We start from the raw sequence: 26,824 nt of genomic DNA, 5'->3' as shown, positions 1-26,824 counted from the left end.
ATATTTCAACGATGAAGCCTATTCTAAATGTTGTTACAACTGTTGCTAGAAAAGCTGGCAAAATTATTCTTCAAGCACAAAATGATCTAAGTTCTATCAAAATTTCTCAAAAGCTTGATAACACAACTGTATCAAATATTGATATCAGTGTCGAAAACTTTATTATTGATAATATCAAAAAAGCAGGTTTTAATGATTATTTTATAACTGAAGAAAATGGTGAGTTTGGCAACAAAGATAGTCGCTTTACTTGGATTATTGATCCAATAGATGGAACTAATAATTTTGTTCATGGTTTACCGCACTGTTGTATATCAATTGCTGCTAAGAAAGATAATGATGTAGTTTTAGGAGTTATTTATAACCCTTTCTTAGACTTGATGTTTTGTGCCTACAAAGGTCAAGGGGCCCTTCTTAATGGTAAAAAAATAAGAGTTGCCCAAAGTCAAGGTTTTAAAAATACTCTAATTTCAGCATCATTGAAATATTCACGCAAAATATTTAATGATAGTTATGTTGCAGAGCTAATTAAACTTCAACAAGTAATATCAGGATATAGATATTCTGGTAGTATTGCTATGGATATGGCATACCTAGCAGCAGGATACATCGATGGTCTATGGGCATGTGGTGATGTAAAAGTATGGGATCTAGCTGCTGGATATATAATCATGAAAGAAGCTGGAGCTATTGTTACAGATATTTATGGCACAAGTAATATTAACAATGGTCTGATTATCGCTGGTAATAAGAAAATCCAACCAAAACTTATTAAAATTTTAGCAAAACATATCAAATAATGAATACCCGTGCTATTGCAGCTAAAACTATTTTAGATATTCTTGATAGTAAATATTCTCTGCTAACCCTCGAACAAAAACTTCTTAGTCAGAACTTGTCAGAACAAAATAAATCTTTTGTTAAACTTTTATGTTATGAGTTCTTCAGAAACTACTATTCTTTAGAGAATATAGCAGTGTTACACCTGACACAAAAAACTAAAGCAAAGGCTAAAGTTTTAATAATGCTTGGAGCATTACAAATATTTGAAATCAAACAGCCCTACTACGCAAGCATTAATGAAACTGTAGCAGCTTGTAAAGATCTCAAAATCACCTGGGCGAAAAAGCTTATTAATGGAATACTAAGAAAAATTATTCGTAATATCCAGGATATGACTAATATATATAACCAATCCAAATTAATAGATATGCCTAAATGGCTTAGTGATACGCTTAAAAAACAGTACCCTAAGCATTATCTAGCAATAGCCCAAGCAATTAATGCAAAAGCGGATATGTTTATTCGCCTAAACCAAACTAAAGATAGCAACAAAGTGTTAGATTATTTTAAGCTAAATAAAATAACATATTCATTTACAGATTTAAAAAATTGTATAAAGCTTGATCAAGCTATTGATGTAAAACATAATCAACTATTTCAGCAAGGCTATTTTACGATACAGGATATCTCTGCACAGTATGCAGGACATATTATCAAAGCTAACAATGAGGATAAGATTCTTGATGCTTGTGCTGCTCCTGGAGGTAAAACTTCGCATATTTTAGAATGCGCTCCACAAGCTAATATTACAGCTATCGATATCATTGATAAGCGTTTAGAGCTTCTTAAAGAAAACTTAGCTAGATTATCAAAAGATAATCATGTCAATGTTTTAAAACATGACTTGATACTACCTCTAGCTGGAAAATTTAATAAAATCATACTCGATACTCCATGCTCTGCCCTAGGAACTATAAAGAGAAATCCTGATATCAAAGTACTAAGAAAGCCAGAGGATATTCAAACTATCAAAGCTTTACAAAGTAAAATTTTAGATAACTTATGGAACAATAACCTAACCAACAATGGTTACCTACTATATATTACATGCTCAATATTAGAAGAAGAAAACCAACAACAAATAAAAGACTTTTTAATTAAAAATAATGATTCTGAAATTATCACTATAGATATTCTTGAAAAATACAAAACTGATTGCGGCTACCAAATACTGCCCTCACACCAAGGCGGTGATGGCTTCTTTTATTGTTTACTTAAAAAAAATTTTTGTTCTTAGCAGCAATTTTTTGTGCTGTTTCTTGAGGAGACTCAGAAAGTTTCAACTTATTTAGCTGATACTGTGAAGAGAAAATAAAATCATCTACTCTATCTTCAATAATAAAGCCTATCGAAGTATAAAAAGCCATAGTTTGTATATTTGCACTGAATACATATGCAGCATCAACATCATAATTCTCTAACAAATATTTAAGCATAAAGCTTCTAAAACCTTTACCTAAAAGTTTCGGATCAACAGCAGAAAATAGTATTTCCTTATCTCTTATACATGAGATTCCAATAAGCTGTTCTTCTACTATTAATACAAAGCTTTTAAGTGCTGGATCGTTAATATATTTATCTACTACTACTTTTTCTTGGTTTTTTATCTCATGAGTAGTAAAAAACTGACAATTAGTTAGTAAATGCTCTGACCATATATATGCAATACCTTCAAAATCTTTATTTGTCGCCTTTCTTATTTTCATATCAACCCTTTAGTTCTGTGAATACTTTAATACAAATATCTTTCCAGTTGATTTTATGCCAAACCACTAAAGTTGTAAACTGTTATTAGACACTATTCAAAAAAGCTTTATAAGTAAATTTATTATCTAATGATAAATTATTGGGATGTGAACCAGGCTGGCCTTGAGGAAATTTTAAACCATATTCATTATAAAAATCAAGCCAATATTGAGATACTTCCGTATCATTAGTTGCAATATAATTAAGCTTATGTTGAGTAAAGTATTTGCCATTACTTACATTATTAAAAGTTGCATGGATCAACTCTGAACAGTAAAGTCTTCCCTTCACATCAGGTAAAAATAGATCATTATAACCGAAACCTATAAAACCTTTGGCAATAGTAATTACTTTTGCTAAAAAAACGTTACTTTCCGAGACACGAGCAATAAGAGTTTTTTTATCTAAATATTTAGATAGCTTAGCCTGTATAACTCCTGCAACTGTCACAGCTTCGATAATTTCGCCATCACCAATATATAAAGCACAGTGATAATAACTATAACCACCAAAACCAGTAGATAAACTTGAAATATTCCTTTCAGCCTCATCGACTATAAAAACTACATCACCTTTTTTTAAATCAATAATATTCATAACAAGTTTTGTAATTTACCCTCAACAACGACTTCCACATCTAAAACTTGGGCTTTTGTAAGTTTGCTACCTGCATTATCGCCACAAATAAGCATATCTGTTTTTTTGGAAATAGTTGTGGTAACTTTTGCTCCCATAGCTTTTAGAAGTTGTGTAAGCTCTGTACGATTATAGTTCTCAAAAGTGCCAGTAATTACTACAGTTTTACCAGCAAAATTAGCATTATGTTTCTGCTCTAGTGGTTGAGGATTTTGTATATTAATTCCAACGCTTAAAAGTTCTTCTACAATTTTAACGTTTAGAGAATCCTGCCAAAATGAAACTATGTTGTTAGCCATAATCTCACCGATATCATTGATTTCAATAAGTTCAGCGGAGCTAGCTTGGCGGAAACTTTCTAAACTACCGAAATGATTTGCCAACACTTCTGATGATACTTCACCAATATCTTTTATTCCAATTGAGAAAATAAACCTTGCTAGAGTTGGTGATTTACTTTTCGTGATTGAGTCTAGGACATTTTGAGATGATTTAATTCCCATTCTCTCTAAATTAAATAACTGCTCAAAATTAAGCTTATAAATATCAGCTGGATATTTAACCAAATCTACAGCAACTAACTGTTCAATTAGCTTAGCGCCAAGTTTATCGATATCCATAGCTTTACGAGATACGAAATGTTTTAGTCGCTCTGTAGTTTGCGCCTGGCAATGCCAGCCGCCAGTACAACGATAAATAGCTTGATCGTTGTTATTCTCAATTGCTGAATCACACACCGGGCAATTTGTTGGCATCTCGACGATTTGTGCATCAGGCTTGCGATATTTAGCTAAACTTTTAACTACTTCTGGGATTACATCCCCAGCTCTACGCACTATTACCCTATCACTAATGCGGATATCTTTACGCTTTATTTCATGAATATTATGTAGTGTTGCATTTGAGACTATTACCCCACCGACAGCTACCGGCTTAAGTCTTGCAACTGGAGTAATAGCTCCTGTTCTACCTACTTGAAATTCTATATTTAGAATTTCTGATTCAACTTCCTCAGCTGGAAATTTATATGCTACAGCCCATTTAGGTCCTCTTGCTGTATAGCCGATGGTATCTTGTAGCTTAATATTGTTTACCTTAAAAACTAAGCCATCAATATCATAAGCTAAATCGGCACGCTGATGACTCATATTACGATAATACTCTTCAACTTCTGCAAAGTTTTTTGCCAAAAACATATTACCACTAATTGTAAAACCAAAACTTTGAAGCATCTTCATTAGCTCAAATTGAGTTTGGGGATGAATAAAATCTTTTGAAAAATAACCAATACCATAGCTATATAGTTTAAGCGGTCGTTTTGCGACAACTCGTGAATCAAGCATGCGAATACTGCCAGCAGCAGCATTACGTGGGTTTGCAAAAGCTTTATTCTCCTGTGCCTGCATGTACTCATTAAGTGCCAAAAAACTTTGCTTATCTAAGATAATTTCACCACGTACTTCTAGCTCTTGTGGTGGATTTGTTGTATTAAGTTTAAGCGGAATATTACGAATAGTCTTAACATTTTCTGAGACTTTTTCACCTTGGATACCATCACCACGCGTTACAGCATAATCAAAATCACCATTTTTGTAAAAAATACTGATAGCTAAACCATCCATCTTTGGCTCACATTCAAGCTCAACATCATATTCTATTTTGTCATAAAAATCACGCAACTCCTCAAGACTAAAGACATTTGTTAGAGATGTCATTTTCTTTTTATGCTTGATAGTTTCAAACCCTGCTAACACCTCTCCACCAACTCGATCTAATACAGAGTTTACAGGCTTAAATTGGGGATTATCATTGACTAAATTTTGCAGTAATCTAAACAGCTTATCATAGTCAGAATCAGAAATAATTGGCTTATCTAAGGTATGATACAAATAGCTCTGTTGACTAAGATAATCAGCTAATTTGTTGATGTGAACTTTTAATTCTGCTTTAGCTAAAATACTGTAATCTATAGAAAAAAAATCGCTTGGAGTCATCAAAAAAATATTTTTTAATAATTATTTTATAAGTGCTATTTTATACTAATTTAGCTGCTTTTGCATAAGAGAAAACCTTTTAAATTATAATCTTTTATCAATTATTCCATCTTATATTTAGTTATATAATTAATACAAAAATTATTTTTGTTGCTGTTAAAAGTTTGCTAAGTATTTAGTGATATGTTATAAAATTTGATTGCGAAAACAAGACTGTATACACAAACTAGTAACAGTACTTATACTTTGCAAAAATATTGACCTAGTTTGTTAGGTAATAATAACGATTTTAATTTAAAAATGGACTTGATTTATGCAACAGGTACCTAGATATGTTATTGTCGGCAACGGCAATGTAGCAACACATATGTGCTACTATTTTGAATGCTTAAAATTAGATTTTAAACAATGGTCGCGAAATAAACCGTTAGATAACCTTGATAATCTACTAGACAATGCAACTCATGTTTTAGTTTTAATCAAAGATGCTGAGATACAAAGTTTTATACAAAAGCATCTCTTAAATAGATTAGATAATTTGATAATAGTTCATTTTTCTGGGCTTTTGAATATCGAGAATGCTTACTCAACACACCCCTTACAGAGTTTTCCAAATAAGTCTTTATATTCGTTAGATGAGTATAAATCTATCGCTTTTATAACTACTGATAAAAATATCGCTTTTAGTCAGCTTTTGCCTAAGTTACCTAATGCTAATTTTTGTATCAGTAAAAATGACAAAGCTTACTATCATGCGATGTGTGCCTTAGCTAATAATGTAACTACACTGATATGGAAAAAATTCTACTCTGAAATGGAGAATCGCTTTGAGATTAAAGCAAATTATCTAAAACCTTTCTTAGAAAGAACATTTAAAAATATCGAACAAAATCATCATGCTTTGTCTGGGCCAATTGCACGAGGTGATAACATCACACTACAAAAAGATCTCGACGCTCTAGCTGGCGATGATTTCTATGATTTTTTTAAAGCGATTGTTAATCAATTTTCATTTAAGGAGAAAATATGAAATCAATTTTAAACTTCAAAAAAGCCAAAGCCAATCGTGAAAAGATCTCAATGATCACATGTTATGATTACACTTTGGCTAAGATTATAAATACTACTAATATAGATTGTATTCTTGTTGGTGATAGTGGCGGCATGGTATTACTTGGTAAGAAAAATACCACATATACAACTCTAGCTGATATGCAGTTTATGACTCAAGCAGTAGCTCAAGGCGCTACAGATAAACTTATAATTGCTGATTTACCATTTATGAGCTATCGTCAATCCTTAGAAAAATCTATGCAAGCTGTAACAAGCTTGATACAGTCAGGAGCTCATGCTATTAAACTTGAGGGTACAACAGGAAATTTAGATAGCATAAAACATATTGTTGACTCAGGAGTTCCAGTAATGGGACATATTGGTATGACACCACAATTTGTAAATAGTTTTGGCGGATTTAAAGTCCAAGGTAAAACTGAAGCTGCTGCTAAACACTTACTTGAAGAAGCTAAACTTCTCGAACAAGCAGGATGTTTTGCCCTAGTGCTAGAATGTATACCTGCAAAGATTGCCAAACAAATTACACAATCAATAGAGATTCCAACTATAGGTATCGGCGCTGGCAACGATACTGATGGTCAAATCTTAGTACTCCAAGATATGCTCGGAATGAATACTGACTTTCAACCAAAGTTTGTTAAAAAATATATAGATGCCTCCCAATCATTCTCTGAAGCGATAAATATATATGTTAAAGAAACTAAAAACGGCATCTTTCCTACTAAGGAGCATAGCTATGATTATTGCTAATAATATTCAACAATTTCGTTCAATAAGAAATAGTTTCACTAAACAACAAAAAATAGGCTTTGTGCCAACAATGGGAGCTTTACATAATGGTCATATTAGCCTAATCAACAAAGCTCAAGCAGAGAATGACATAGTTGTTGTAAGTATATTTGTAAATCCAACACAATTTAATAATCAATATGATTATCAAACATATCCTAATCAATTACAACAAGATATACAAATATTAGAGTCACTAGATATTGATATATTATTTAACCCAAGTGAAAAAGATATCTATCCAGATGGTAACCTTCTAAAAATACAACCTGATCTTGAAATAGCTAACATTTTCGAAGGTAAAGCTAGACCTGGACACTTTAGTGGAATGTTAACTGTTGTGCTAAAACTCCTGCAAATAACCCAGCCTGACAGCTTATATTTAGGTGAAAAAGATTATCAACAACTTATGTTAATAAAGCAACTTGTAAAAGATTTTTTTATTGATACTAAGGTTATTAATTGCCCTACACAAAGAGAACCGTCTGGTTTACCACTTAGCTCTAGAAATAAAAATCTCTCAGCAACAGATAGAGAAATTGCTACAGCAGTGTATAAAATCCTCAAGCAAGATGATTTTTCAAACTTAGAAAAACTTGTCAGCAAAATTAAAGCTACTGGTGCAAAACCTGAGTATATCGATGAATTAGATAAGAGAATATTTTTAGCATTTTATAGTGGTAAAGTACGTTTAATTGATAATTTCTTAAAGGAGAGCGGGCCATCATGTTAATTTCAGTTTTAAAATCAAAAATCTCTTATGCTACTGTGACTGGCAAAGATTTATTTTATGTGGGTAGTATAACTATTGATAGCGAGATAATGAAACAAGCAAATATTATTGAAAATGAAAAAGTGCAAGTAGTAAACCTAAACAACGGTGAGCGTCTTGAAACGTATGTAATAAAAGGGCAAGCTAATAGTAAAATCATTGCATTAAATGGCCCTGCTGCGAGAAAGTGTGAAATAGGTGATCAACTTTTTATAATCACTTATGCTCAGATTGACCCTGCTAAAGAAAGCATAAAGCCTAAACTCGTTGATCTAAAAACTGGAGAATAACAAATGATAGTATGTATAGATATCGGCAATACGCATATATTTGGTGGAATATTTATGGGAGATCAAATTAAGTATAACTTTAGGTACCCATCAACTACACCTTGTACTTCTGACACTTTGGGTTTGTTTTTAATTTCTTTTTTTGACAGAAAAAAACTTGATGTAGAAGCTATCGAGGCAGTTGTGCTTTCATCGGTGGTTCCACACTTAGAGTATTCGGTTAACTCAGCGTGTAAAAAATATTTAGGTATCACTCCACTTGAGCTTAAACCTGGGATAAAAACAGGATTGAAACTTGATATCAAAAACCCTTTAGATTTAGGTGCAGATCGTGTCGCTAATGCCATAGCAGCAATATCACATTTCCCGTCAAGAAATATTATTATTGTCGACTTTGGTACAGCAACAACTATCTGCGCTATTTCACAGAATAAAGCCTATATCGGTGGTGCTATTTTAGCAGGGATTAATCTATCAATGGAGAGCTTATCACAAAAAACTGCAAAACTATCTGATGCACCTATCTCACTTCCTAATTCTGCTCTAGGTAAGACAACTATCACACAAATCCAGTCAGGGCTAATATATGGTCAGTTAGGTGCTGTTAAAGAAATTATTAGCAGAATTTCTCAACAAAGTTTTGCAGACAAAACACCAGTATTAGTAGCAACAGGAGGCTATGCTCATTTGTTTGAAAAAGAGCAATACTTTGACATTATTATCGCAGATTTATTATTACATGGCCTAAGAATAATTTGGGAGATCAATAAATAATGCATCCAAATATCCGATAGGATACCTGATTAATTAAATTAACAAGTGACAATCAGCCCTTTAGTTATATTGCGTTATTTGCTAATAAGACTCTCTATCCGTCTATAGAAATAAAGGAGGACTGAGAAGTTTATATATCAATATAAGCTTATATCTCAACAACATGTCTTGGAAAATATATTCAAATAGGTTTAGATATATTAATAATCACCAAGCTCAACACAATCATTAACTAAATCAGCTATATTTGAATATCTATAAATTGACTTTTGTGTTATAGCATTTAGATTAGTATATTGACTAATGATTGTTAGTCTATGCTTAGCTCGTGTGATAGCTGTATACAATAGCTGTTTACTTAAAGCTTCATTATCTTCTGCCGGAAGTATTATCACAACTTCATCAAACTCTGAGCCTTGAGTTTTATGAATTGTCATAGCATAAACACTCTCATGTTTAGGTAGCATATTGAGACTAAAAGCTTTATCTTGTTTACCATCAAAATACGCGCGAAGCTTACCATTAGCATCAGGCCATACAATCCCAACATCGCCATTAAACAAACCTAACGAATAGCTATTTTGAGTTATCATAATTGGCTTGCCTTTGTAATTAGAATCTGCTACTTTAGCGATTAGTTTTTCTATCTTTTGATTTAGCTTATCAGTGCCGATTTCTAAGTTTTTATTTGCTACAAGTATTCTAAACTTACTTAGCTCAACTAAAGCTTGTTTATAGTTATGACATTTTTCTAGTTGTTTATATTTATCAGCACATATTTTTAGGCAACTAGCTAAACTTTTTAGATCATAAAAGCTTATACTATTATTTTGATATTTTTGTCGATCTACATAACCAGCTAATACATCATTAGCAAGGTTATTTATATACTGTTGTGAACGATAATTTTTGAGCAGTTGTGTTGTATAAGCTGTGATAGTTGTATCACTAGCAGCTGTGAAATTAGCTAGAAGACTACCTGCCTCTACCGAAGGTAACTGATTAGCATCACCAATTAAAACCAGCTTTGTATTCTCAGCAACAGCGCGTATTAATTTGATAAAAATATTAATATCGAGCATCGAAGCTTCATCAACAATAATTACATCATAAGGTGCTTTTGATTGTTGATTATAACTGACATGGTTTGAATTTGGTCGTAAACCTAAAAAACGGTGAATAGTCTGGCCTTCTAACTTGTATAACTCTTCAATGATATTGGCGATATTCAAATTTTTAAAATTAATATTTTTAAGAGTTGATCTTAAAGATTCTGTTATCCGCTGAGCAGCCTTACCCGTTGGCGCTAAAAGCGCTATCTTTTGCTGATTTTGATTAAGCATTTGTGTAACTAGCAAAAGTTTGGCAACTGTAGTTGTTTTACCAGTACCTGGCCCTCCTGAAATAATACTAAAATCATAACTTAGACTTTTGATAACTGCTTGTTTTTGCCAGTCAATCTCGACACTAGGCTCAAATAGCTTAGTTACAATTTGTTCAAGTTGATTAATATCTGCGGTTTTTTCAACTGTCTTTTGCCTAATAAACTTGGCTATTTCATTCTCATATATCCATAACCTTTTGATGTATAAAGAGTTATATTTTTTAGCAAAATGAATAGGTAGTTTTGTATAATCCAAAGACTCTAGAATAGTTATAATTTCTTGGTAACTTGTTAGCTTAAAGCCTGCTTTACTCTGATCTTTGTCACAAGCAAAAATAGTCTTGTCAGCTAAGTTGCTTATTTTTATACAACTATGACCATGACTATAAGCTGACATAAGCTTCATTAGAAGGTGAAATAAAACACTTTGCTTTGTATCATACTCGCGTGGGCGGGTATATTTATCATGTAAGCCAAAAGATTCCCGATTGGAGCCGGGAGTGGCGCTAGTTTTTTTAATTAGCTCTAATATCTCTTTAGCAAAGAAAAAATCTACTGCTTTAATATTTGCTAGTTTCTCACTAGCTTCACGGAAGTTTTTATACATTATCACCTCCATTAAACAATTTAGCTAACATATTTATAATTTCTAAAGGTGGCCTTGCTTGATAGACTCCAAAGCCGTCTTTCATACCACGAAGATAAAAATAATATACTCCGCCAAAATGTTTCTCAAAGTCATAGTTTGGTATATTCTGCTTAAGATATTTATCTAGGGCAACACTATATATCAAGTATTGCAAATCATACAAACTACTTTGATTTTTCTCTTGCATAGCTTGTTGATTATAGTCTTCTAATTTATTACCAAGATAGTTTGACTTATAATCTGCGATATAAAACTTATCATTATACTCAAAAATTAAGTCTATAAAACCATGTAACATACCAAAGATTTTATGATTTAGTATAGCATCGTCATACTCGCGTAGGCGGGTATTTTTTTCAAATAAGTTAAAAGATTCCCGATCAGAGTCGGAAATGACTTGAGTGGTTTTGCGATATTCCTCTAGAATTTTAATGATATGCATTTTATAAAGTTTTTCATTTGTCACGGGGAAGTAAAATTCTGCTTCTTTTAAGGTTTTTGAATTTGGAATATCTTTTAGGCTAAAACTATTACTCAATTTATTATTATAAATAATATTGTCATCCTGAACTCGTTTCAGGATCTCACTATTTTGACAATTGCTGCTATATTTAAAAGATTCCGTGGTCAAGCCTGACGGAATGACGCTTATAGGTAAAATTGGAGCTACTAAACATTCTTCTAACCATACTTTTAAATTACTAAAATCTTCTGCAGCAACAACCTTATATCTAGCGATTTGCTCTTGTAAAAGAGTATCATCAATTTGGCCATTACTAAAATCCGTATGCTCTAAAACATTATGGAGAATATTACCAATGTCAGCTCCTTTAGAAGCTGTAAATCTAAATTCTAATTTTTTGTCTAGATCTTGATTTTTATCATCCTCTGACTCATCATTTTCTTTCTCTAAAGCTGGGTTTTGAGCTTTTGCTTGCGATATTTTAGAGAAAGATAACATTTCCCAGTTATCATTTTTTAAGTTACCTATATGATTTGGTTTTAAAGCTTCATTATTTGACACTTCGACTCCGTGGTTGCTGAATGAAGTCGAAGTACTCGGCGTCCTTTTAAAATTAATATTTTGATTATCTTCAACATTTATAAGCAAACTTTGATTATCTATATTATCTGTGATTTTTTGAATTCTTTCTAGCCAGTCTTCACCCTCTTGATAACCTAAAAATTGTGCTAATGGTGACTTTTCACCATTATTATATTTTGCTACTCCAATATAGCAGCGATGTTCTGCGCGCGTAACTGCGACATAAAATAATCTCATTAGCTCTTCAATAGTTTCTTTTTCAACTGTTTTTTTTAACTCACCATCATTACCGCCAATTTTGTAAACAGTTTGTTTTAGTTGATTATTATAATATTTATTAATTTTATATAATTTAAGCTTTGAAGAACTTACATAACTTGCAAACGGTATAAATACAACAGAATATTCAAGACCTTTCGAGCCGTGAATTGTGATTATTTTTATCAAATTATCATCACTTTCTAATCTTAATTCAGCTTCACTACTAGCAGTATTTTTGAGTTGTTGACGATACCATTTAATTAGCTGATTTGAATGTTTATATTTATTTTCAGCAACTTTTATAAGCACAGCAAGATGCAGGATATTAGTTATAGTTCTTTCTTTGCTTTCATTTCTTTGGCTAAAACTCTCATGAACTATTTGCATTATAAACGCCATAAAACCATACTTATGCCATTTGCTGCGTAATTTTTTAGCCTTCTCTATCTCCTCATCCCATACTGATAGATCATCTTCGGCGTGATATTTAAGCATTTTGTCAGCAGTACCGCCTAGCAGACTAGTAGATAATGCTCTTTTGAGTAAATATTTATTTTCAAGATCATTGATACCCTCCATTACAGCTAATATCTCTTGTGCCTCTTGACTATGGTAGACATTATCTCTTTGGCTTAGATAGACTGAACTAAGATTTTTCTGGCGTAAAGCTTGTTGAATAATTTTTGCTTGGGTACTATTCTCTACAAGTATTGCAATATCATTTTCAGCTACTTTTTTAGAGTTTAGTAACCTATCAATTTCATTTGTTGTCCATACTGATAATTTTTTATCAATATCACTTTTATTATCATCAACTGCTACTTGATAATAAAAGTAGTTAATAGGCTTAAGATTATCATCAAAATCTTTATTTTTACTATTAGTATTTGGAGATGCTTTGACAGTTTGATAGTCAATACCTGCAATAAAAATATCTTTACCGATAACTCCGTCTTCTTGGTAATCTTGAGTATAGAAAAGGCGATTATAAGCCTTTATCATTTCGTTGGTAGAGCGCCAATTAGTATCCATACTCCATTGGTTAACTACTGGGCAACTATCTTTAGCTTTTAAATATGTGAAAATATCGCCACCTCTAAATCCATAAATTGCCTGCTTTGGATCACCTATCATAAGAAATAATAAATCATTTTTATCTTTGGGATAGATAGTATCTAATATTTGATATTGTTCAGCATCAGTATCTTGAAACTCATCTATAAGAGCAACTGGATATTGTGCTTGTAGAGTTTTGACTAAATCAGACGAATTTTTAACACTTTGACAAAGTTTAGTAATTAAGTCATTAAAATCTAAAATACTCTTTTGCTCTTTGGCTTTAGCAAATTCTTGACGGATTTGTAAGCAGGCTTGTTGGATAAATTGTGCTGCTTCAAACTGTTTTTTATATTCTTCTAAATTTTTTATATCTGAATATTTATCTTTTAAAGCTTTAATTTCCTCAAAGATTTCGGCAATATCACTTCTTCCACGATAACGATTACCATGTATAAATGCAGAAATCTCTTTAGGCATCAAACTAAATTTATTATCATTAGCCCAACTTTCAATAAATTCCCACTCTTGAGTTCTAACTTGCTCTTTTTTAATAGATGGTTGCTTTTTATCTTTTGCTGTTACTAAAGCATCAAATATAAAAGCTTTGTTTTTTACCAAATTACCAAAAACTTGTTTTTTCTCTTTTATTAATTTGTTAACTTCCTGCTCAAAGCTATCTGCTAAAATCTCACAATTAGATCTAATAACATTAAGCAAACCATCTCTATCTAAAAATTTGCCTGGTGTATGTAAATTATAGGCTTTTAGATACTCAAATTTAGTCTGGTTTTTATTAATGTTTTTTCTAAAGAAATCTTCGACAACCTTGTGCAAAATATCAGAAGTATCAACCTCCATAGTGACATCCATCTCGATACCACTAGCAAAAGCCTGCTCACTTAAAACCTTTTTACAAAAACCATGAATTGTGAAAATAGCTGCCTCATCTATCTCAAGTAATGCTCTTTTTAGATGCTTGTAGTTGTCATCGCCTTTTTTAATTAAAGTTTCTTGTTTATTTATCCAAACTTTGACCTCTTTTGCTTTAGCTACATCATCAATAACTGCTCTAATCTTAGCTTCAACTCTACCGATAATCTCTTGTGTAGCATCCTTAGTAAATGTCATCACAAGAATTTGGCTAGGTAATAATTTCTTCTCTAGCAACAATCGGATATATAGCTCGGTGATATTATAAGTCTTACCCGTACCAGCACTTGCCTCAATGATATGGCGACCTTGTAAAGGTATTGTTTTTGCATCTAGGTTTTTCATTATTATTTTTTAATCCTATTAAATAGTTAAGCCTGTATATTAGTCATCTGTTCTTATCCTAAAAATCCTACTAATAAATATAAAAAATAATGCTATTGCTGTACCACTAAAAGTTTCTATCAAACGCAAACCAGTATTTAAAAATGGTGAATAACTAGGTTGATATAACCCTAGTGCGACAATCACCCCAGCATTAGCACTACTCATTTTGATAGCATTCTCCAGGTGCAGACTAGCAGTGAGCAAAACACTAATAGCTACGGCTAAAATCATAACATAATAGTGATAACCTAAAATAGATGTAAAAATAAACGCCGTAATTCCACCAATCACAGAGCCTACTAATATTTGAAAAGCTGCCAAATACGAGTCTCTAATACTTAGTTGTAAGATTGTTGAAACTGTAATCAAGCACCAAAAGCCTCCAATTACAGATTGTCCTCTATGTAACAATTCAGATAAATAAAAACCTAATAAAAAACATATACAAGCAGCTATCGCTATTTCAAAGCTTATATAAATGTTTTTGTATAGTTGTGGCATAGTATGTTTATAATTGATTTTCATTAATAACCTCAAAAAACTCTCTGTAAAACTCCTCACCCTCAAAATCTTCTATAGTTGGAAACTCATTATAAAAAAGCTTGAAATACTTATCATTTTCCAGAGCATCAAAGTTGTATTGTGAAGACGCTATCACACCTCGCCAAGCTAGTTGTTTTTTCTTATCAGTATTATTTTTAGGATTATAAATAACTTCAGCCAAAGATAAATATACTAGTTTAGGTTTAGTTACTATCTGCTCAGCTTGATTTATATAATGCTCTAACATTTCTTTAGCTGTTGTAAAGCCGATATTTTCTAATCTAAATTCTTTTGGTTGATCTTTTTCTAGCCCATAATAAACTGCACGAATATCTCTTTGCTCACTATATGCTACTAATAGCGCTGTCAAATATAGTTCAAATTTCCTCCTTATATTTAAGCTTGATGATGTAAATAATAAAATTTGATTATCATTAATATAGCAACTTGTTTCTAAATCATATCCAACAAAATTTTTCTGGAAAGTGCGCCTTTGATAATCTGGTAAACTCATTACACCTAGTAGCTTTTGGATATTCTCAACTTCTAAGTTAATCTCAGTATCAGTAAGTACAGATTCTGGAAACTTACCACTTAGTTTAGCTGTTTTTATTGTTAGATTTTTATCTTTATTAGTGCTTAAAATATCAAGTAATTCATGTTTTAAACTATGCTTCTCAAGATTATCTATATCAAAAGGCTCACTGTCTTCTAACTCTTCAAAATTATCTTCTAAATATAATTCTAGACTATAATTTGCATAAGCTTTAAGCGGATTAGCAAATATTTTCGCTAATTTTGATATAGTAAGATTTTGTGGCAAATTAACACAGTCATTGCTACGAAGGTGGGAATCTTTTGAATTTTGCTCACTATCTAAGAGATACCCGTCTTCACGAGTATAACCGCTACTATTTGAACTTATTCTCCTTTGGTGCGAAGAGTTGATAGTGGTAGACTGACTGGGCGGTTTTTTGTCATCATAAAAAGCCATAGGCTGTGTTTGTAACAATCTTAGCCAAGCTTCATCATAGCTTCTATATTCACCTGAATAACACTTAGAACTAAAAGCATGTAATGGGTATTCTTTTATGTCAACATCCTGCCATCCATAATTTACTTTTAGATAACTCATCAACTCTTTTAATATCAAGCTTGGCTGTTGTTCTGTATTTGTCTTAACACTCCTACCAATGTAACTTATATATAAATAATCCCTTGCTGACAAAATTGTCTCTAAGAATAAATATCTATCGTCATCACGCTTTGTTCTATCACCTGTTTTTCTACCAAGTCTTGCCATTAGATCAAAACTAATAGCTGATTCTTGGCGTGGGAATTTACCATTATTCAGTCCTAGCATAGCTATAACCCTAAACGGTACGCTACGCATCGGTGTCATTGAGCAAAAAGTAACTTTTCCGTTTAAAAAATGATTATTTATAATCGGTTCTGATAATTGAGAAATTAGACAATACCTAATTGTATATAAATCAATCTTTTTATCAGCTAATATATCCTTAGCTGTTGCCACTGTCTTTGCGATAATATCTTTGATCTTTTTAGCGATATATTGCTCTTGTTGGGTGATATCAAAAACATTATCAAACATTTCTAAAAGATATGCTTGCCAAGCTGCGAAACTTCTTGGTTTAAGCAACTCTTGATAGTACTGCTCAAGTAGCTCCAATAATTCATATAAACCACCTAGTTCAGCTATCTCACTTCCCTCAATAACTGCTACAGTCATTAATTTATCATCAATAATATAGCTACTATCACTATAGCTAAAGCCAAGCATCAGCCTTTTTAATCCCCAACTCCATGAAAATGTTTGGCCATTATTACTGTGGTGAATACGTGCTTGCTTTAACCAATAACGAATAGTCTCTAGCTGATCATCAGAGATTTTAAACTTATGTTGAATTGCTGGTACTGATAAATAATCTAATATTTTATTTACTTCAAAATTACTCTCTGGTAACTGTAAAAGCTCAATAAAGCTAGCCGCTAAAGGTTCTGAATCGAGAAGTGTTCTATCTGCTATTGAACAAGGTAGCTTTTTATCTGTTGGATACCTTGAGAAAACACTATCAATATATGGTGAATAATCTTCAATATTTGGACACATTACCAAAATGTCACGAGGCTTAATAGTTGCATCAGCTTTTATCATATCCAAAAGCTTATCATGCAATATCTGTACCTCCCTAAGTGGGCTATGACAAGAATTAATACTTATACTTAAATCTTTTTGTTTAGCGTGATTTTGGCAATCTAGCTCAAGTAAATTTCTTTGTAAGCTAACTAACTGACTTTGATTATTATTCTCAAGTTTTGTAAAATTTAATTCACTGGTATCAAATTGTTCAAAAACTTCTAGTTCTTGCTTATCCTCATTTAAAAGTAGTTCTCTAAAAAATTCTTTGCCTTGCTGACCAAGGTTTGCTAAAAGTGGCTGAATTTCATAATCATCATTATCTAGCCATACTGAGACTTTATCTTTGTGTAAGTCATACCAATATTCACTACATGGATTAATATACAAAATATGTAAATTAATATACTTAGCTAATTCAAATATAAATTTAAGGTTTTTAGGTGAGATCGTGTTTATTCCAAAGATATAAATATCATGTGGCACTTTTATATTTTTTAGTGTTTGCTTGGTTAGTTTACTTATAGCTTGAGATTGTATTTTATATGGTGTCTCAGGCATCTCAGCAACTAGATTTTGCCACAGTTGCATCTGCCAGTCTTCGTCATTTTCAGGGTTACTGGAATTTATATACGTGCCTTTCTCCCACTTTTGCAACCATTCAGAGCGATATGACAAATATTTTGAGAAAACCTCGGCTATTTTAACTGACAACTGATATTTTTTAAGGTCACTATCTTGATAATATTCTCTAAGTTTAAAACTATCTATATTGGCTAAGCTTTTAAAAACTCGCCAAATAAGAATGTCCTTTGTATATGCTTTTTTATATTCTTGCTTGCCAGTTATTTCATAACAAATATCTAGAATATAGCCATTAATCATGTCATATTTAAGATTCATTGCAACATTACGATTTTCTGCTAGTTGCATACTTAACCAATGTTGCATACCACGACTACCAACAATTAGCTGTGTCGGTGTAAAAATATCTTTCTGCTCAATATCTAAAAGCTTAGATAAAACCTGCACAAGATACTCTAATTTGTTTGAGGGGTAAGTATATAATGCCATGCTTTGTCAATCAGAATAATTATATTAGCTATTTTAGCAAATCAGCACTACAAAGATTAATATTTATCTTAAAAATGAATTTCTAGGTTTAAAACTATAATTTTTTGAATAAGCTAAAAAGAATCAGCACAAGCTTTTTCCCAAGCTCTAGCAAAACTTGCGGGAATGTTACCATCAACTAAACAATTTTCTGGAATAAAATCATACAAGTCTGCGTACGATTTAATCTCATTTACAGATATACGCTTTTTAAGATTTTCCGGTTCAACATCATTAGTCGAAGTAAGTCCCATAGCTCCAATAATTTCTAAGCAAGATTGAATTGTAGCTTTATGAAAGTTATAAACTCGATACATTTTGTCTTCGACTATTAAAGCTTTTTCAAGGCGTGGGTTTTGGGTTGCAACACCAACTGGACAAGTGTTGTTATTACACTGACGCGATTGTATACATCCAATAGCCAGCATCATTGCTCTAGCTGAGTTACAAGTATCTGCTCCCATAGCAAATAACCTAACCATATCAAAACCTGTAGCTACTTTACTACTTGCAATTATACGAATCTCATCACGTAGACCACAACCAACTAAAGCATTATGCACAAAAATTAAGCTATCTTCTAAAGGCATACCAATATGATTAGAAAACTCAAGTGGCGCTGCTCCTGTGCCGCCATCAGCACCATCGACAGTTATAAAATCAGGTTTTATACCTGTCACAAGCATTGCCTTACAGATAGCTAAGAATTCAACATGACTACCAATACATAGCTTAAAGCCAATTGGCTTACCATTAGAAAGATCTCTTAGCTGCTTTATAAAATAGCAAAATTCTATCGGCGTCGAAAAAGCACTATGCGCAGGTGGTGATAGTACATCCTTACCTAATACAACACCTCTAATTTCTGCAATTTCTGGGGTTATCTTAGCTGCTGGTAAAACTCCGCCATGAGATGGTTTAGCCCCTTGGGATAATTTAATTTCTATCATTTTAACGCTATCTAAATTTGCTTTTTCAGCAAATTTCTCTGCTGAGAACTTACCCTCTTCAGTTCGACAACCAAAATAGCCTGTACCAATTTGAAATACAAGATCACCACCTTGTAAATGATATTTAGTCAAACCACCCTCGCCTGTACACTGATAAAAACCTCCAAGCTTAGCACCTTTATTCAAAGCCATAACAGCTTTTGCAGATAATGCACCAAAACTCATTGCTGATATGTTCAAATGCGATGCCATATACGGTTGTTTACAATCAGAACCACCAAATTTAACTCGTGTTTCAATCTCACCAAGGTGCTTAGGCATGAGTGAATGTGTTACCCATTCATAACCAACCCTATCAATATCTTTCTCCGTACCAAATGCAACAGTATCATTAATTCCCTTAGCACGACGATAAATTGTTGAACGCAACTCTCTACCAAAAGGTTTTTCACTTTCATTATCAGCTATAAAATACTGCTGAATTTCTGGACGCAAGAATTCAAGTATATAGCGCATATGTCCAACTACAGGAAAGTTTCTTAAGATAGAATGCTTTGTTTGAATAACATCATATATAGCTATCACCACTAAAACGGTAATAAAACCAATACTAAACCATATTGGAGCATGGAGTAATGAAAGTGATAACAATACTATTACCACAAAAACAGCAAAGCCTATATACCATTTACGACGCTCACTAATATGCATTAATTTATTCCTTAAATTTAAAAATTATATTTTGGATAATTTAGCATGTATCTTAACAAGATAAAATCTTTAAATTCTGCTTTTATAGGAATTATCTATTTTAGTATACAGTTAATGAGATTTACCATTCTAAAACTAAGTGATATTTAATAAATATTTTGCAGCTAATTAGCATAAAGATTATTTGCTTTCATGATATCATCAGCTTAATAGTCGCTTGCTAAGGAGATTACCATGAATAAGGACTTCTTTATAATACTATTTGCTCTTTCTAATCTTATTGTAGCATCTGTGTTAATTAGGTATTCTGAAGTTGGTCCAATCGCAAGCTTTGGCTATAGATTATTAATCCCTTGTGTATTCCTCTATTCATTTTTAGCAATTTCTAAAAACGAAGAAAAACTCCCCAAAAAAACTTTTAATATTGCCGTTATCACTGGTTTCTTTTTAGCATTAGATTTAGCTTTCTATAGTATATCTTTAATTTATACATCTATCGCAGAAGCTAGTCTTTTGACAAATCTATGCCCTTTTATTACGACTTTTATAGCAAATATATTTCTAAAAGAAAAAGTCTCTTTGAAATATTATTTTGTTCTTTTACTAGCATTTTTAGGTCTGCTACTGTTAATGAGCCAAGCTGGCCTAAGTTCCAAACATCTTTTAGGAAACTGGCTTGCTATTATATCAGCTATATTTTATGCACTTTTTATAATACTTTCTAAACAACTAAGAAATTCATGTTCTACATTTAGAATGATGTTTACTGCATCTTTAAGTGGCTCAGTAGTCCTTTTCACCCTAGCTTTAATATTTAAAGAGCAAATATTTCCAACTACATTTAAAGGTGCCTTAATATTATTATCTATAGCTTTATTTGGTCATCTGCTTGGAAATATACTTTATATCAGTCGTATCAAGCACATTTCATTAGTCATGAGCTCTTTAGTTTTATTAATTGGACCTGTTTTTGCTTTGCTTTATGGTTATGTTTTATTTAGAGAAACATTCTCAACACAGCAACTAGCAGGAATGTTTATTATCATAATGTCAGTTTATTTAGGTAAAAAAGTGTTAGAGAATCAACAAGACAAAAAAGCGTAAATGTGAGTTAATTGAAAAAAATAGGTGTTTTTTAGAACTTTTTCCCATTATTGTGCATATAAAAATCCACTAACTTTAACTTCAGTTTTTTTGATAATCCTCTATGAACCTTAATCCTATTTTTAAGATCAGCAAACTTACCACCATCGAGATGATTTGTAGTATTTGGAATATAAAAACCTTTATACTTTTTATATGTGAATAGATAATCTAAATTAGCACATAAACTAGAATATGCTGCTCTTAATCTCTGATGAGTATATGTTATTTCTCCAGTATCTTGATTGACTGAATATTCATCCAGAAAACCTTGATATTTATTGTGCCAATTTTGTAGCTTTAGTTTAAAAGTTTGTTCAGTAACTTTAGTCAAACATCTCATTATTACTTGTAGCTCTATATTAGCTTCTAGTTTTGGATATTTTGTAATATAGCGCTGTTTGCTTTTGATGGAAGTGACACATCTGTATTTGATAGCCTTTAAATACAGTATTTAAGCCACGCTTACCATCTATAGTAACTGAGTTTATTGTGTATCCAAGAGACAGTAATTCAAATAACATCTCTCTATAATATTTACATCTTTCTGACTCAACATGATACCATAACAAGACTTCATCTTCTAACACATCATAGAAGAATATAGTTGCTAACCTATCTCTTCTTTTGCCATAAAAGTAGTATCACATACTAAAGTTACAGCTCTAGGATTATGTTCTTTTTTAGCTAATTCATAACTATGGATATGAGTATAAATCCATCTCTTAGTTTTGCCATACTCAATGGCTAAATCAGCATAGGTTTGATGCTTAAATACATATTTGTAAAACAGTAATTCTAAAAATTTTTTAGGTCTTCTATTTGAACTAAATCTATGTTTACAATTATTACATTTGTATTTTTGTATAACTCTTTGAGCTCCTGATTTTATTGTTGATTTTGAACTGCATTTTGGACATCTTCTAGTCTTTTTTTACAGCCATTTGTAAATAATCCTTTTAAAAACCTTTTTCTATAATGTTTATAGCTCGTTTTTAACACCTATTTTTTTCAATTAACTCACACCTTTCCACCTAACTGCTAATAAGTTAGGTAAACTAATAACATCTTTAGTTATTTCAAAATCAAACATTAACACCTCCCACAGTGCTCCCATGATTAAACACTGCCAAACATTTGGGATATGTCTTTCGGTAGCGAACCTAGACAGTGCTTAATTAGTTTATATACTCTTTCTTAATAATGAGTATAACTCTATATTTATAAAATATTTGTATTTACCTATATTTGCTTCTTCAAGTATTCCTATATCGCATAGTTGTTTAAGATATTTAGATGCTGTCTGCCTTGTTATATCTAATCTAGTCATCAAAAAATCTATTTTTGTATATGGATGCTCAAATAGTATTTCTATAAGGTCTTTACTATATATTTTAGATACTTTACTTTTTATAGTTAATTTAGTACTAGAAATTAGATTTTTAATTTTATTTATTAGTTCTATAGTATCTTTTGCTGTAACCTCTACACTATCTAACATAAATAGTATCCAGCCTTGCCAATTATCTTTAGTTTTAACTTCTTGCAATAACCTATAATAATCATGTTTATGTTTAATAATATAGTTACTAAGATAAAGTATTGGTATATCTAGTAAATCTTTCATTATTAAGTAAAGTAAGTTTATAATCCTACCTGTTCTACCGTTACCATCATAAAATGGGTGTATACTCTCAAACTGGTAATGAATAATAGCCATATTAACCAAATCATCAATATCATTACTATCTGTATTAATATAAGTCTCTAAATTAGACATTAAATCTATAATCTCTTGATAATCTTGTGGTGGTGTATATATAACTTCGCCAGTCTTTTGATTTTTAAGGCTAGTACCCATTTGAGTTCTAATACCTGCATTATTCTTTTCTAATACTTCTTGAATAGTTTTTATAAAATTTACAGATAAATAACCATTCTCTTTTATAAGGTTATAGCCAGTTAATAAAGCTTCTCTATAGTTTTGCACTTCCTTAGCATTAGGGCTACTAACATCAATATCTAGGCTACTTCTATATAATTCATCATGTGTAGTTATAATATTCTCAATTTCACTACTGTCTTTTGCTTCTTGTAGTACTAAAGAGTTAATTAGTATACTTCTATTTGGTATAACATTTGATAAACCATTAAGCTCTGCTAAATATCTATTGGCCTGTATAGATTTTTTAAATATCTCTTTAGTTTCTAAATATTTACTATCTATAGGTAATCTTGATAATTTAAAGCATTGCATAAATGTCATGTTAACTTTTTCGGTTATTTTTAACATGATATCATGTCATGTTAATATTTTTGAGTTTTTTTAACATGATGTATCATACTATATCAGGTGGTTTTATTGCTGCAGCAACCAAGATAGAAAAACGATTTAATTAGCCTATATCTTGCATTCTTATTACATTGGCATTTACTTTGATATGGTCTATATAATCAGCTAAAGCTTCTATCATCTCAGCCCTTTCATTAAAATAGTCATAAGTATTATATAGCTAACTCCATATAAAACTAGTACGCATAACATTGTGTTACGGAGCATTTATATTTTCTGATAAAAGCTTTTTTCTCAGCCCATTTGTTCTCTATAGGGTTTAAATCAGGAGAATATGCAGGTAAAAACTCAACAAAATGTCCAGCCTTTACAATATCATTTAATATTTGAGAATTTTTGTGAAATGTTGCATTATCCATAACAATAACTGTATTTGTCTTTAAGTTAGGAAGTAAGAAATACTTTATCCAAGTTTTAAACACCTCTGTATCAATGTTGCAGTTGAATAAACCCACTGCAAATAGAATTTTGCCAATCAATGCACCTATGACGTTAGTACGACCTTTAGCACCCCAGTCACAAGTTCCATAACACCTTTCTCCTTTAATAGAGTAGCCATGTGTTCTAGGCATATCTAATGCATGACCAGATTCATCTAGGTAACAGATAGGCAAACCTTTAGCTTTATATTGTTCAATCTTTTTCTGAAATAATTTTCGCTTGTCTTCGTCTGCTTTGGGGTGAATCAGAGTTTTTTTTATATGTAACATCTAACTTTTTAAGATTATAGCTAATACAATGCTCGCTAACTCCCAACCTTTCTGCTCTTTCTTTTAGATATGCATCAGGATAGTCCAATACATCTTGTTTTAACTTAACTAAATCAAGTTTGGTATTAGGCTTATTTCTTGTACCTTTAGGTAAATTACCTTTTAACCACTCTTGGATACTTCTAACGCTAATATTAAATCTATTTGATAATTTTAAAAAGCTAACACCTTCTGATTTTAGCTTTAATACCTTTTTTATAAAGTGATGTGAATATGCCATAAGAGTAAATAAAAAATAGCATACTACTTTTATACGTGGTTAGCTATATAATTTACATTTTCTACATGTATTATATCCAGGATACATTTTAGGATACAGTTTTTTGCGGGTTTTGATGAATATTTATGATACAACATGAAACAATAAATGTTCTCAAAGTATTGAAAATATTAGCTTTGTGATACGTGATGATATTTATTAAAACAATAAGATGGTGCCCGGGGCCGGACTCGAACCGGCACGGAGGTTAAGCTCCGAGGGATTTTAAGTCCCTTGTGTCTACCAATTTCACCACCCGGGCTAGTATGGAGGCTGAGGCCGGAATCGAACCGGCGTCCAAGGCTTTGCAGGCCTCTGCATAACCATTTTGCTACCCAGCCACACATGCAAGAGTATGGAGCGGGAAACGAGGCTCGAACTCGCGACCCCAACCTTGGCAAGGTTGTGCTCTACCACTGAGCTATTCCCGCGTTATAGAGTCATATATTACCTTATTTTGAGTAGTTGTCAATAGTGATATTGCTTTAAATTACGAAGAATTATCTATTTTCAAAAATTTAGATCAGTTGTATAACTGTTTTTTAATTAATTATTAACATCAAAACTAATTTTGAATATTTTTTGAATATTGTTTATGAGCTTAACATTAGGATTATTACTAAGATCAACATTACCATTATTATTGACTGGATTGTGCTTTTTGAGTGTTTTAGCATCAGCAACTAACCTATTCAACAAAGCAATTTCATTAATTGGCTTATTTGCTTTAGCATGGATAGTTATATTTTTTGGATTTTGTAAAAACATTGCAAAAGCTGATAATGTCTGCTGTAAAAATCTATCTTGCTGTTGTACCGCAAAAAGTTGTAATAAAGCGCCATAAGATCCTAGGATTTGCTGTGGTGTTGTATTTGGATCCTTATTTGTATAACGAGCAACTTTTTCAAGCAAGCCATAGTTAGCAAATTTAATATCAAGATTGTTTAAACATAACTGGTTAGTACAGTTATAGAGGTTGGTTTGATTTTGTGCACCTGCGCCGAGATATGGTAGTAAATTTAACTTGCCATCTACTGCTGCATTAGCACTTGCACTTAAGCTAGCTAAGCCATCTGCTTTTAGATAAAAGTTGGTATTATAGCTAGTGCCCTCAAACAGATGTTGTGAAACTATTGTAAATTTGATATTGTTTTTATCTAGAGCTGAAAATACTTGGATAATAGGTGAACCTTTAGGGAAAAAGTCTTTTTCAAAATTAAGCTCAATCCTAGAACTAGAAGTGTTTGACTGTATATAAGCATTATCTAAAGCATTACTAGAGCCAGCAACGATATCATTGATTGTTGCACTAGCTAAATTAATCCCATTAATAACAATATTATATTTAACATAGTTTTGAGAACCTAACTTACCATCAACATTTAACATCAACTGGCCAGGAGTTTTACCCAACTTAGCATTAATATCTAAAATAGGTGTTTGCTTGTAATCTTTACCAAGATACTTATTAGTGATATCTCTTAGAACTTCTGAGAAATTAGCATCAAACTCAAGAGTTTTGATCTTAGCATTCATAGAGTCACCAAGTAGAGTTGCTAGAAAGTCTGTAACATCAACATTAGCCAAGTCGATATCTTTTAATTGAGCATCCACTTTTAGCAATGGCTTATTATTTAACTTAGAGTCAAGACTATAGTTAATTGTACTATTGTCATAATTATAATTAATCTCTAAGTTATAAATAGCTTGTCCTAAACTGTTCAGAGCAATACTAAATAATCCCTGATTATCAGCTAACTGCTTAGGATCTACCTCTGCACTGACTAGATTACTATTAGCCACCGCAGCTGCTAAATTAGCTATACTTAAACCTTCTACTTTGATATTAACTATTTTTTCCTTGAAGCCATTTGCATATAAGCCTTTGAAAATAAGTTTATTTATAGTTAGATTTGGATTTTTTGAGTCGCTGCTCATTATTAGAATATTTGATGCTACAACATTACCCTTATCATCTTGACTGATTTTCCCTATTGTTATCTGTGTCTGGTATGGGAATAGAGAATCAAGGTTACTTTTGAGCATACTTTTAATATTATCCTGCTGTTGGACACTTAACTGCTGAGTATTAGTAGTTGGTGCAGCATATAAATTGACTGTAGCAAATGTAGCAGTACATATTGATGTTAATAAGAATATTTTTTGTAAACTCATCTGATAACCTCTTTTT

At 31.7% G+C, this 26,824-nt stretch carries 22 protein-coding genes and 3 tRNA genes; 8 read left to right on the top strand and 17 right to left on the bottom strand.

Annotation, left to right across the window (positions count from 1 at the left end):
- The first annotated feature begins 11 nt into the window (after positions 1-11).
- Entirely contained in the window at positions 12-800 is a 789-nt protein-coding gene (locus tag CGC45_RS02265) for an inositol monophosphatase family protein (RefSeq protein WP_071628770.1), read from the top strand.
- On the top strand, positions 800-2,080 hold the full coding sequence (gene rsmB, locus CGC45_RS02260; RefSeq protein ID WP_071628769.1) for a 16S rRNA (cytosine(967)-C(5))-methyltransferase RsmB: 1,281 nt from the start codon (positions 800-802) through the stop codon (positions 2,078-2,080). The genes CGC45_RS02265 and rsmB overlap by 1 nt, the downstream gene beginning before the upstream one ends.
- Here the strand turns inward: rsmB and CGC45_RS02255 are convergent.
- The 3 genes from CGC45_RS02255 to ligA all read right to left on the bottom strand — a co-directional run bounded on the left by CGC45_RS02255 (position 2,058) and on the right by ligA (position 5,219).
- Positions 2,058-2,549, bottom strand: a complete 492-nt coding sequence (locus tag CGC45_RS02255; RefSeq protein ID WP_071628768.1) for a GNAT family N-acetyltransferase — start codon at positions 2,547-2,549, stop codon at positions 2,058-2,060. The genes rsmB and CGC45_RS02255 overlap by 23 nt on opposite strands.
- Positions 2,550-2,634: 85 nt before the next feature.
- Positions 2,635-3,186, bottom strand: coding sequence for a YiiX/YebB-like N1pC/P60 family cysteine hydrolase (locus CGC45_RS02250; RefSeq protein ID WP_071628767.1), 552 nt, complete (start codon positions 3,184-3,186; stop codon positions 2,635-2,637).
- Positions 3,183-5,219, bottom strand: a complete 2,037-nt coding sequence (gene ligA / locus CGC45_RS02245; protein WP_071628766.1) for an NAD-dependent DNA ligase LigA — start codon at positions 5,217-5,219, stop codon at positions 3,183-3,185. Before ligA ends, CGC45_RS02250 begins: the two co-directional genes overlap by 4 nt.
- A 313-nt stretch (positions 5,220-5,532) precedes the next feature.
- On the opposite strand from ligA, the gene CGC45_RS02240 reads away from it, so the two are divergent.
- From CGC45_RS02240 to CGC45_RS02220, 5 genes are read left to right on the top strand one after another with little or no spacing between them, the layout of a single operon-like run.
- Positions 5,533-6,249, top strand: coding sequence for a Rossmann-like and DUF2520 domain-containing protein (locus CGC45_RS02240; RefSeq protein ID WP_071628765.1), 717 nt, complete (start codon positions 5,533-5,535; stop codon positions 6,247-6,249).
- A complete protein-coding gene (gene panB, locus CGC45_RS02235; protein WP_071628764.1) occupies positions 6,246-7,043 on the top strand; it encodes a 3-methyl-2-oxobutanoate hydroxymethyltransferase in 798 nt (265 codons plus the stop codon). Before CGC45_RS02240 ends, panB begins: the two co-directional genes overlap by 4 nt.
- Positions 7,030-7,815 (top strand): pantoate--beta-alanine ligase, encoded by a 786-nt coding sequence (gene panC, locus CGC45_RS02230; RefSeq protein WP_071628763.1) that lies wholly within the window; start codon positions 7,030-7,032, stop codon positions 7,813-7,815. The genes panB and panC overlap by 14 nt, the downstream gene beginning before the upstream one ends.
- Positions 7,809-8,144 (top strand): aspartate 1-decarboxylase, encoded by a 336-nt coding sequence (panD, locus tag CGC45_RS02225; protein ID WP_071628762.1) that lies wholly within the window; start codon positions 7,809-7,811, stop codon positions 8,142-8,144. The genes panC and panD overlap by 7 nt, the downstream gene beginning before the upstream one ends.
- Before the next feature lie 3 nt (positions 8,145-8,147).
- The gene (locus CGC45_RS02220) at positions 8,148-8,918 is read left to right on the top strand and encodes a type III pantothenate kinase (protein ID WP_071628761.1); all 771 of its coding nucleotides are present in this window, start codon (positions 8,148-8,150) and stop codon (positions 8,916-8,918) included.
- Positions 8,919-9,118: 200 nt separating this feature from the next.
- Here CGC45_RS02220 and recD read toward each other — a convergent pair whose 3' ends face one another.
- The 5 genes from recD to CGC45_RS02195 all read right to left on the bottom strand — a co-directional run bounded on the left by recD (position 9,119) and on the right by CGC45_RS02195 (position 20,108).
- Positions 9,119-10,909, bottom strand: a complete 1,791-nt coding sequence (recD, locus tag CGC45_RS02215; RefSeq protein ID WP_071628760.1) for an exodeoxyribonuclease V subunit alpha — start codon at positions 10,907-10,909, stop codon at positions 9,119-9,121.
- Positions 10,902-14,591: a UvrD-helicase domain-containing protein gene (locus CGC45_RS02210; RefSeq protein WP_071628759.1), complete on the bottom strand. Its 3,690-nt coding sequence runs from the start codon at positions 14,589-14,591 to the stop codon at positions 10,902-10,904. Before CGC45_RS02210 ends, recD begins: the two co-directional genes overlap by 8 nt.
- Positions 14,592-14,630: 39 nt before the next feature.
- Positions 14,631-15,158, bottom strand: a complete 528-nt coding sequence (locus tag CGC45_RS02205) for an FUSC family protein (protein ID WP_071628758.1) — start codon at positions 15,156-15,158, stop codon at positions 14,631-14,633.
- Positions 15,142-18,408 carry an exodeoxyribonuclease V subunit gamma gene (gene recC / locus CGC45_RS02200; RefSeq protein WP_071628757.1) on the bottom strand — a complete coding sequence of 1,089 codons (3,267 nt, stop codon included), beginning with the start codon at positions 18,406-18,408 and terminating at the stop codon, positions 15,142-15,144. The genes CGC45_RS02205 and recC overlap by 17 nt, the downstream gene beginning before the upstream one ends.
- Positions 18,409-18,521: 113 nt before the next feature.
- Complete coding sequence (locus tag CGC45_RS02195) at positions 18,522-20,108, bottom strand: FMN-binding glutamate synthase family protein (RefSeq protein ID WP_071628756.1); 1,587 nt, start codon at positions 20,106-20,108, stop codon at positions 18,522-18,524.
- Positions 20,109-20,342: 234 nt separating this feature from the next.
- Between CGC45_RS02195 and CGC45_RS02190 the strand changes: the two genes are divergently transcribed.
- On the top strand, positions 20,343-21,212 hold the full coding sequence (locus CGC45_RS02190; RefSeq protein ID WP_071628755.1) for a DMT family transporter: 870 nt from the start codon (positions 20,343-20,345) through the stop codon (positions 21,210-21,212).
- 31 nt (positions 21,213-21,243) lie between these two features.
- Here CGC45_RS02190 and CGC45_RS02185 read toward each other — a convergent pair whose 3' ends face one another.
- The 9 genes from CGC45_RS02185 to CGC45_RS02145 form a co-directional block, all read right to left on the bottom strand.
- Positions 21,244-21,585 (bottom strand): hypothetical protein, encoded by a 342-nt coding sequence (locus tag CGC45_RS02185; RefSeq protein ID WP_157092983.1) that lies wholly within the window; start codon positions 21,583-21,585, stop codon positions 21,244-21,246.
- A 276-nt stretch (positions 21,586-21,861) separates the two neighbouring features.
- Positions 21,862-22,143 (bottom strand): hypothetical protein, encoded by a 282-nt coding sequence (locus CGC45_RS09580; RefSeq protein WP_420841501.1) that lies wholly within the window; start codon positions 22,141-22,143, stop codon positions 21,862-21,864.
- A gap of 291 nt (positions 22,144-22,434) precedes the next feature.
- Complete coding sequence (locus CGC45_RS02175) at positions 22,435-23,508, bottom strand: Fic family protein (protein WP_071629950.1); 1,074 nt, start codon at positions 23,506-23,508, stop codon at positions 22,435-22,437.
- 272 nt (positions 23,509-23,780) lie between these two features.
- On the bottom strand, positions 23,781-24,314 hold the full coding sequence (locus CGC45_RS09190; protein WP_232310104.1) for a transposase: 534 nt from the start codon (positions 24,312-24,314) through the stop codon (positions 23,781-23,783).
- A complete protein-coding gene (locus CGC45_RS09275; protein WP_071628753.1) occupies positions 24,238-24,594 on the bottom strand; it encodes an IS630 transposase-related protein in 357 nt (118 codons plus the stop codon). Before CGC45_RS09275 ends, CGC45_RS09190 begins: the two co-directional genes overlap by 77 nt.
- 212 nt (positions 24,595-24,806) lie before the next feature.
- Positions 24,807-24,895: transfer RNA gene (locus CGC45_RS02160), tRNA-Leu, on the bottom strand.
- A 5-nt stretch (positions 24,896-24,900) separates the two neighbouring features.
- Positions 24,901-24,974: transfer RNA gene (locus tag CGC45_RS02155), tRNA-Cys, on the bottom strand.
- Positions 24,975-24,989: 15 nt separating this feature from the next.
- Positions 24,990-25,064, bottom strand: a tRNA-Gly gene (locus tag CGC45_RS02150).
- A 115-nt stretch (positions 25,065-25,179) separates the two neighbouring features.
- Complete coding sequence (locus tag CGC45_RS02145) at positions 25,180-26,808, bottom strand: aq_1923 C-terminal domain (protein ID WP_071628752.1); 1,629 nt, start codon at positions 26,806-26,808, stop codon at positions 25,180-25,182.
- Between the last annotated feature and the right edge of the window lie 16 nt (positions 26,809-26,824).

Origin of the sequence: Francisella opportunistica, from assembly GCF_003347135.1 — a bacterium.
Taxonomy (GTDB): Bacteria; Pseudomonadota; Gammaproteobacteria; order Francisellales; family Francisellaceae; genus Francisella; species Francisella opportunistica.
This window is presented reverse-complemented; position numbering and strand designations above follow the sequence as displayed.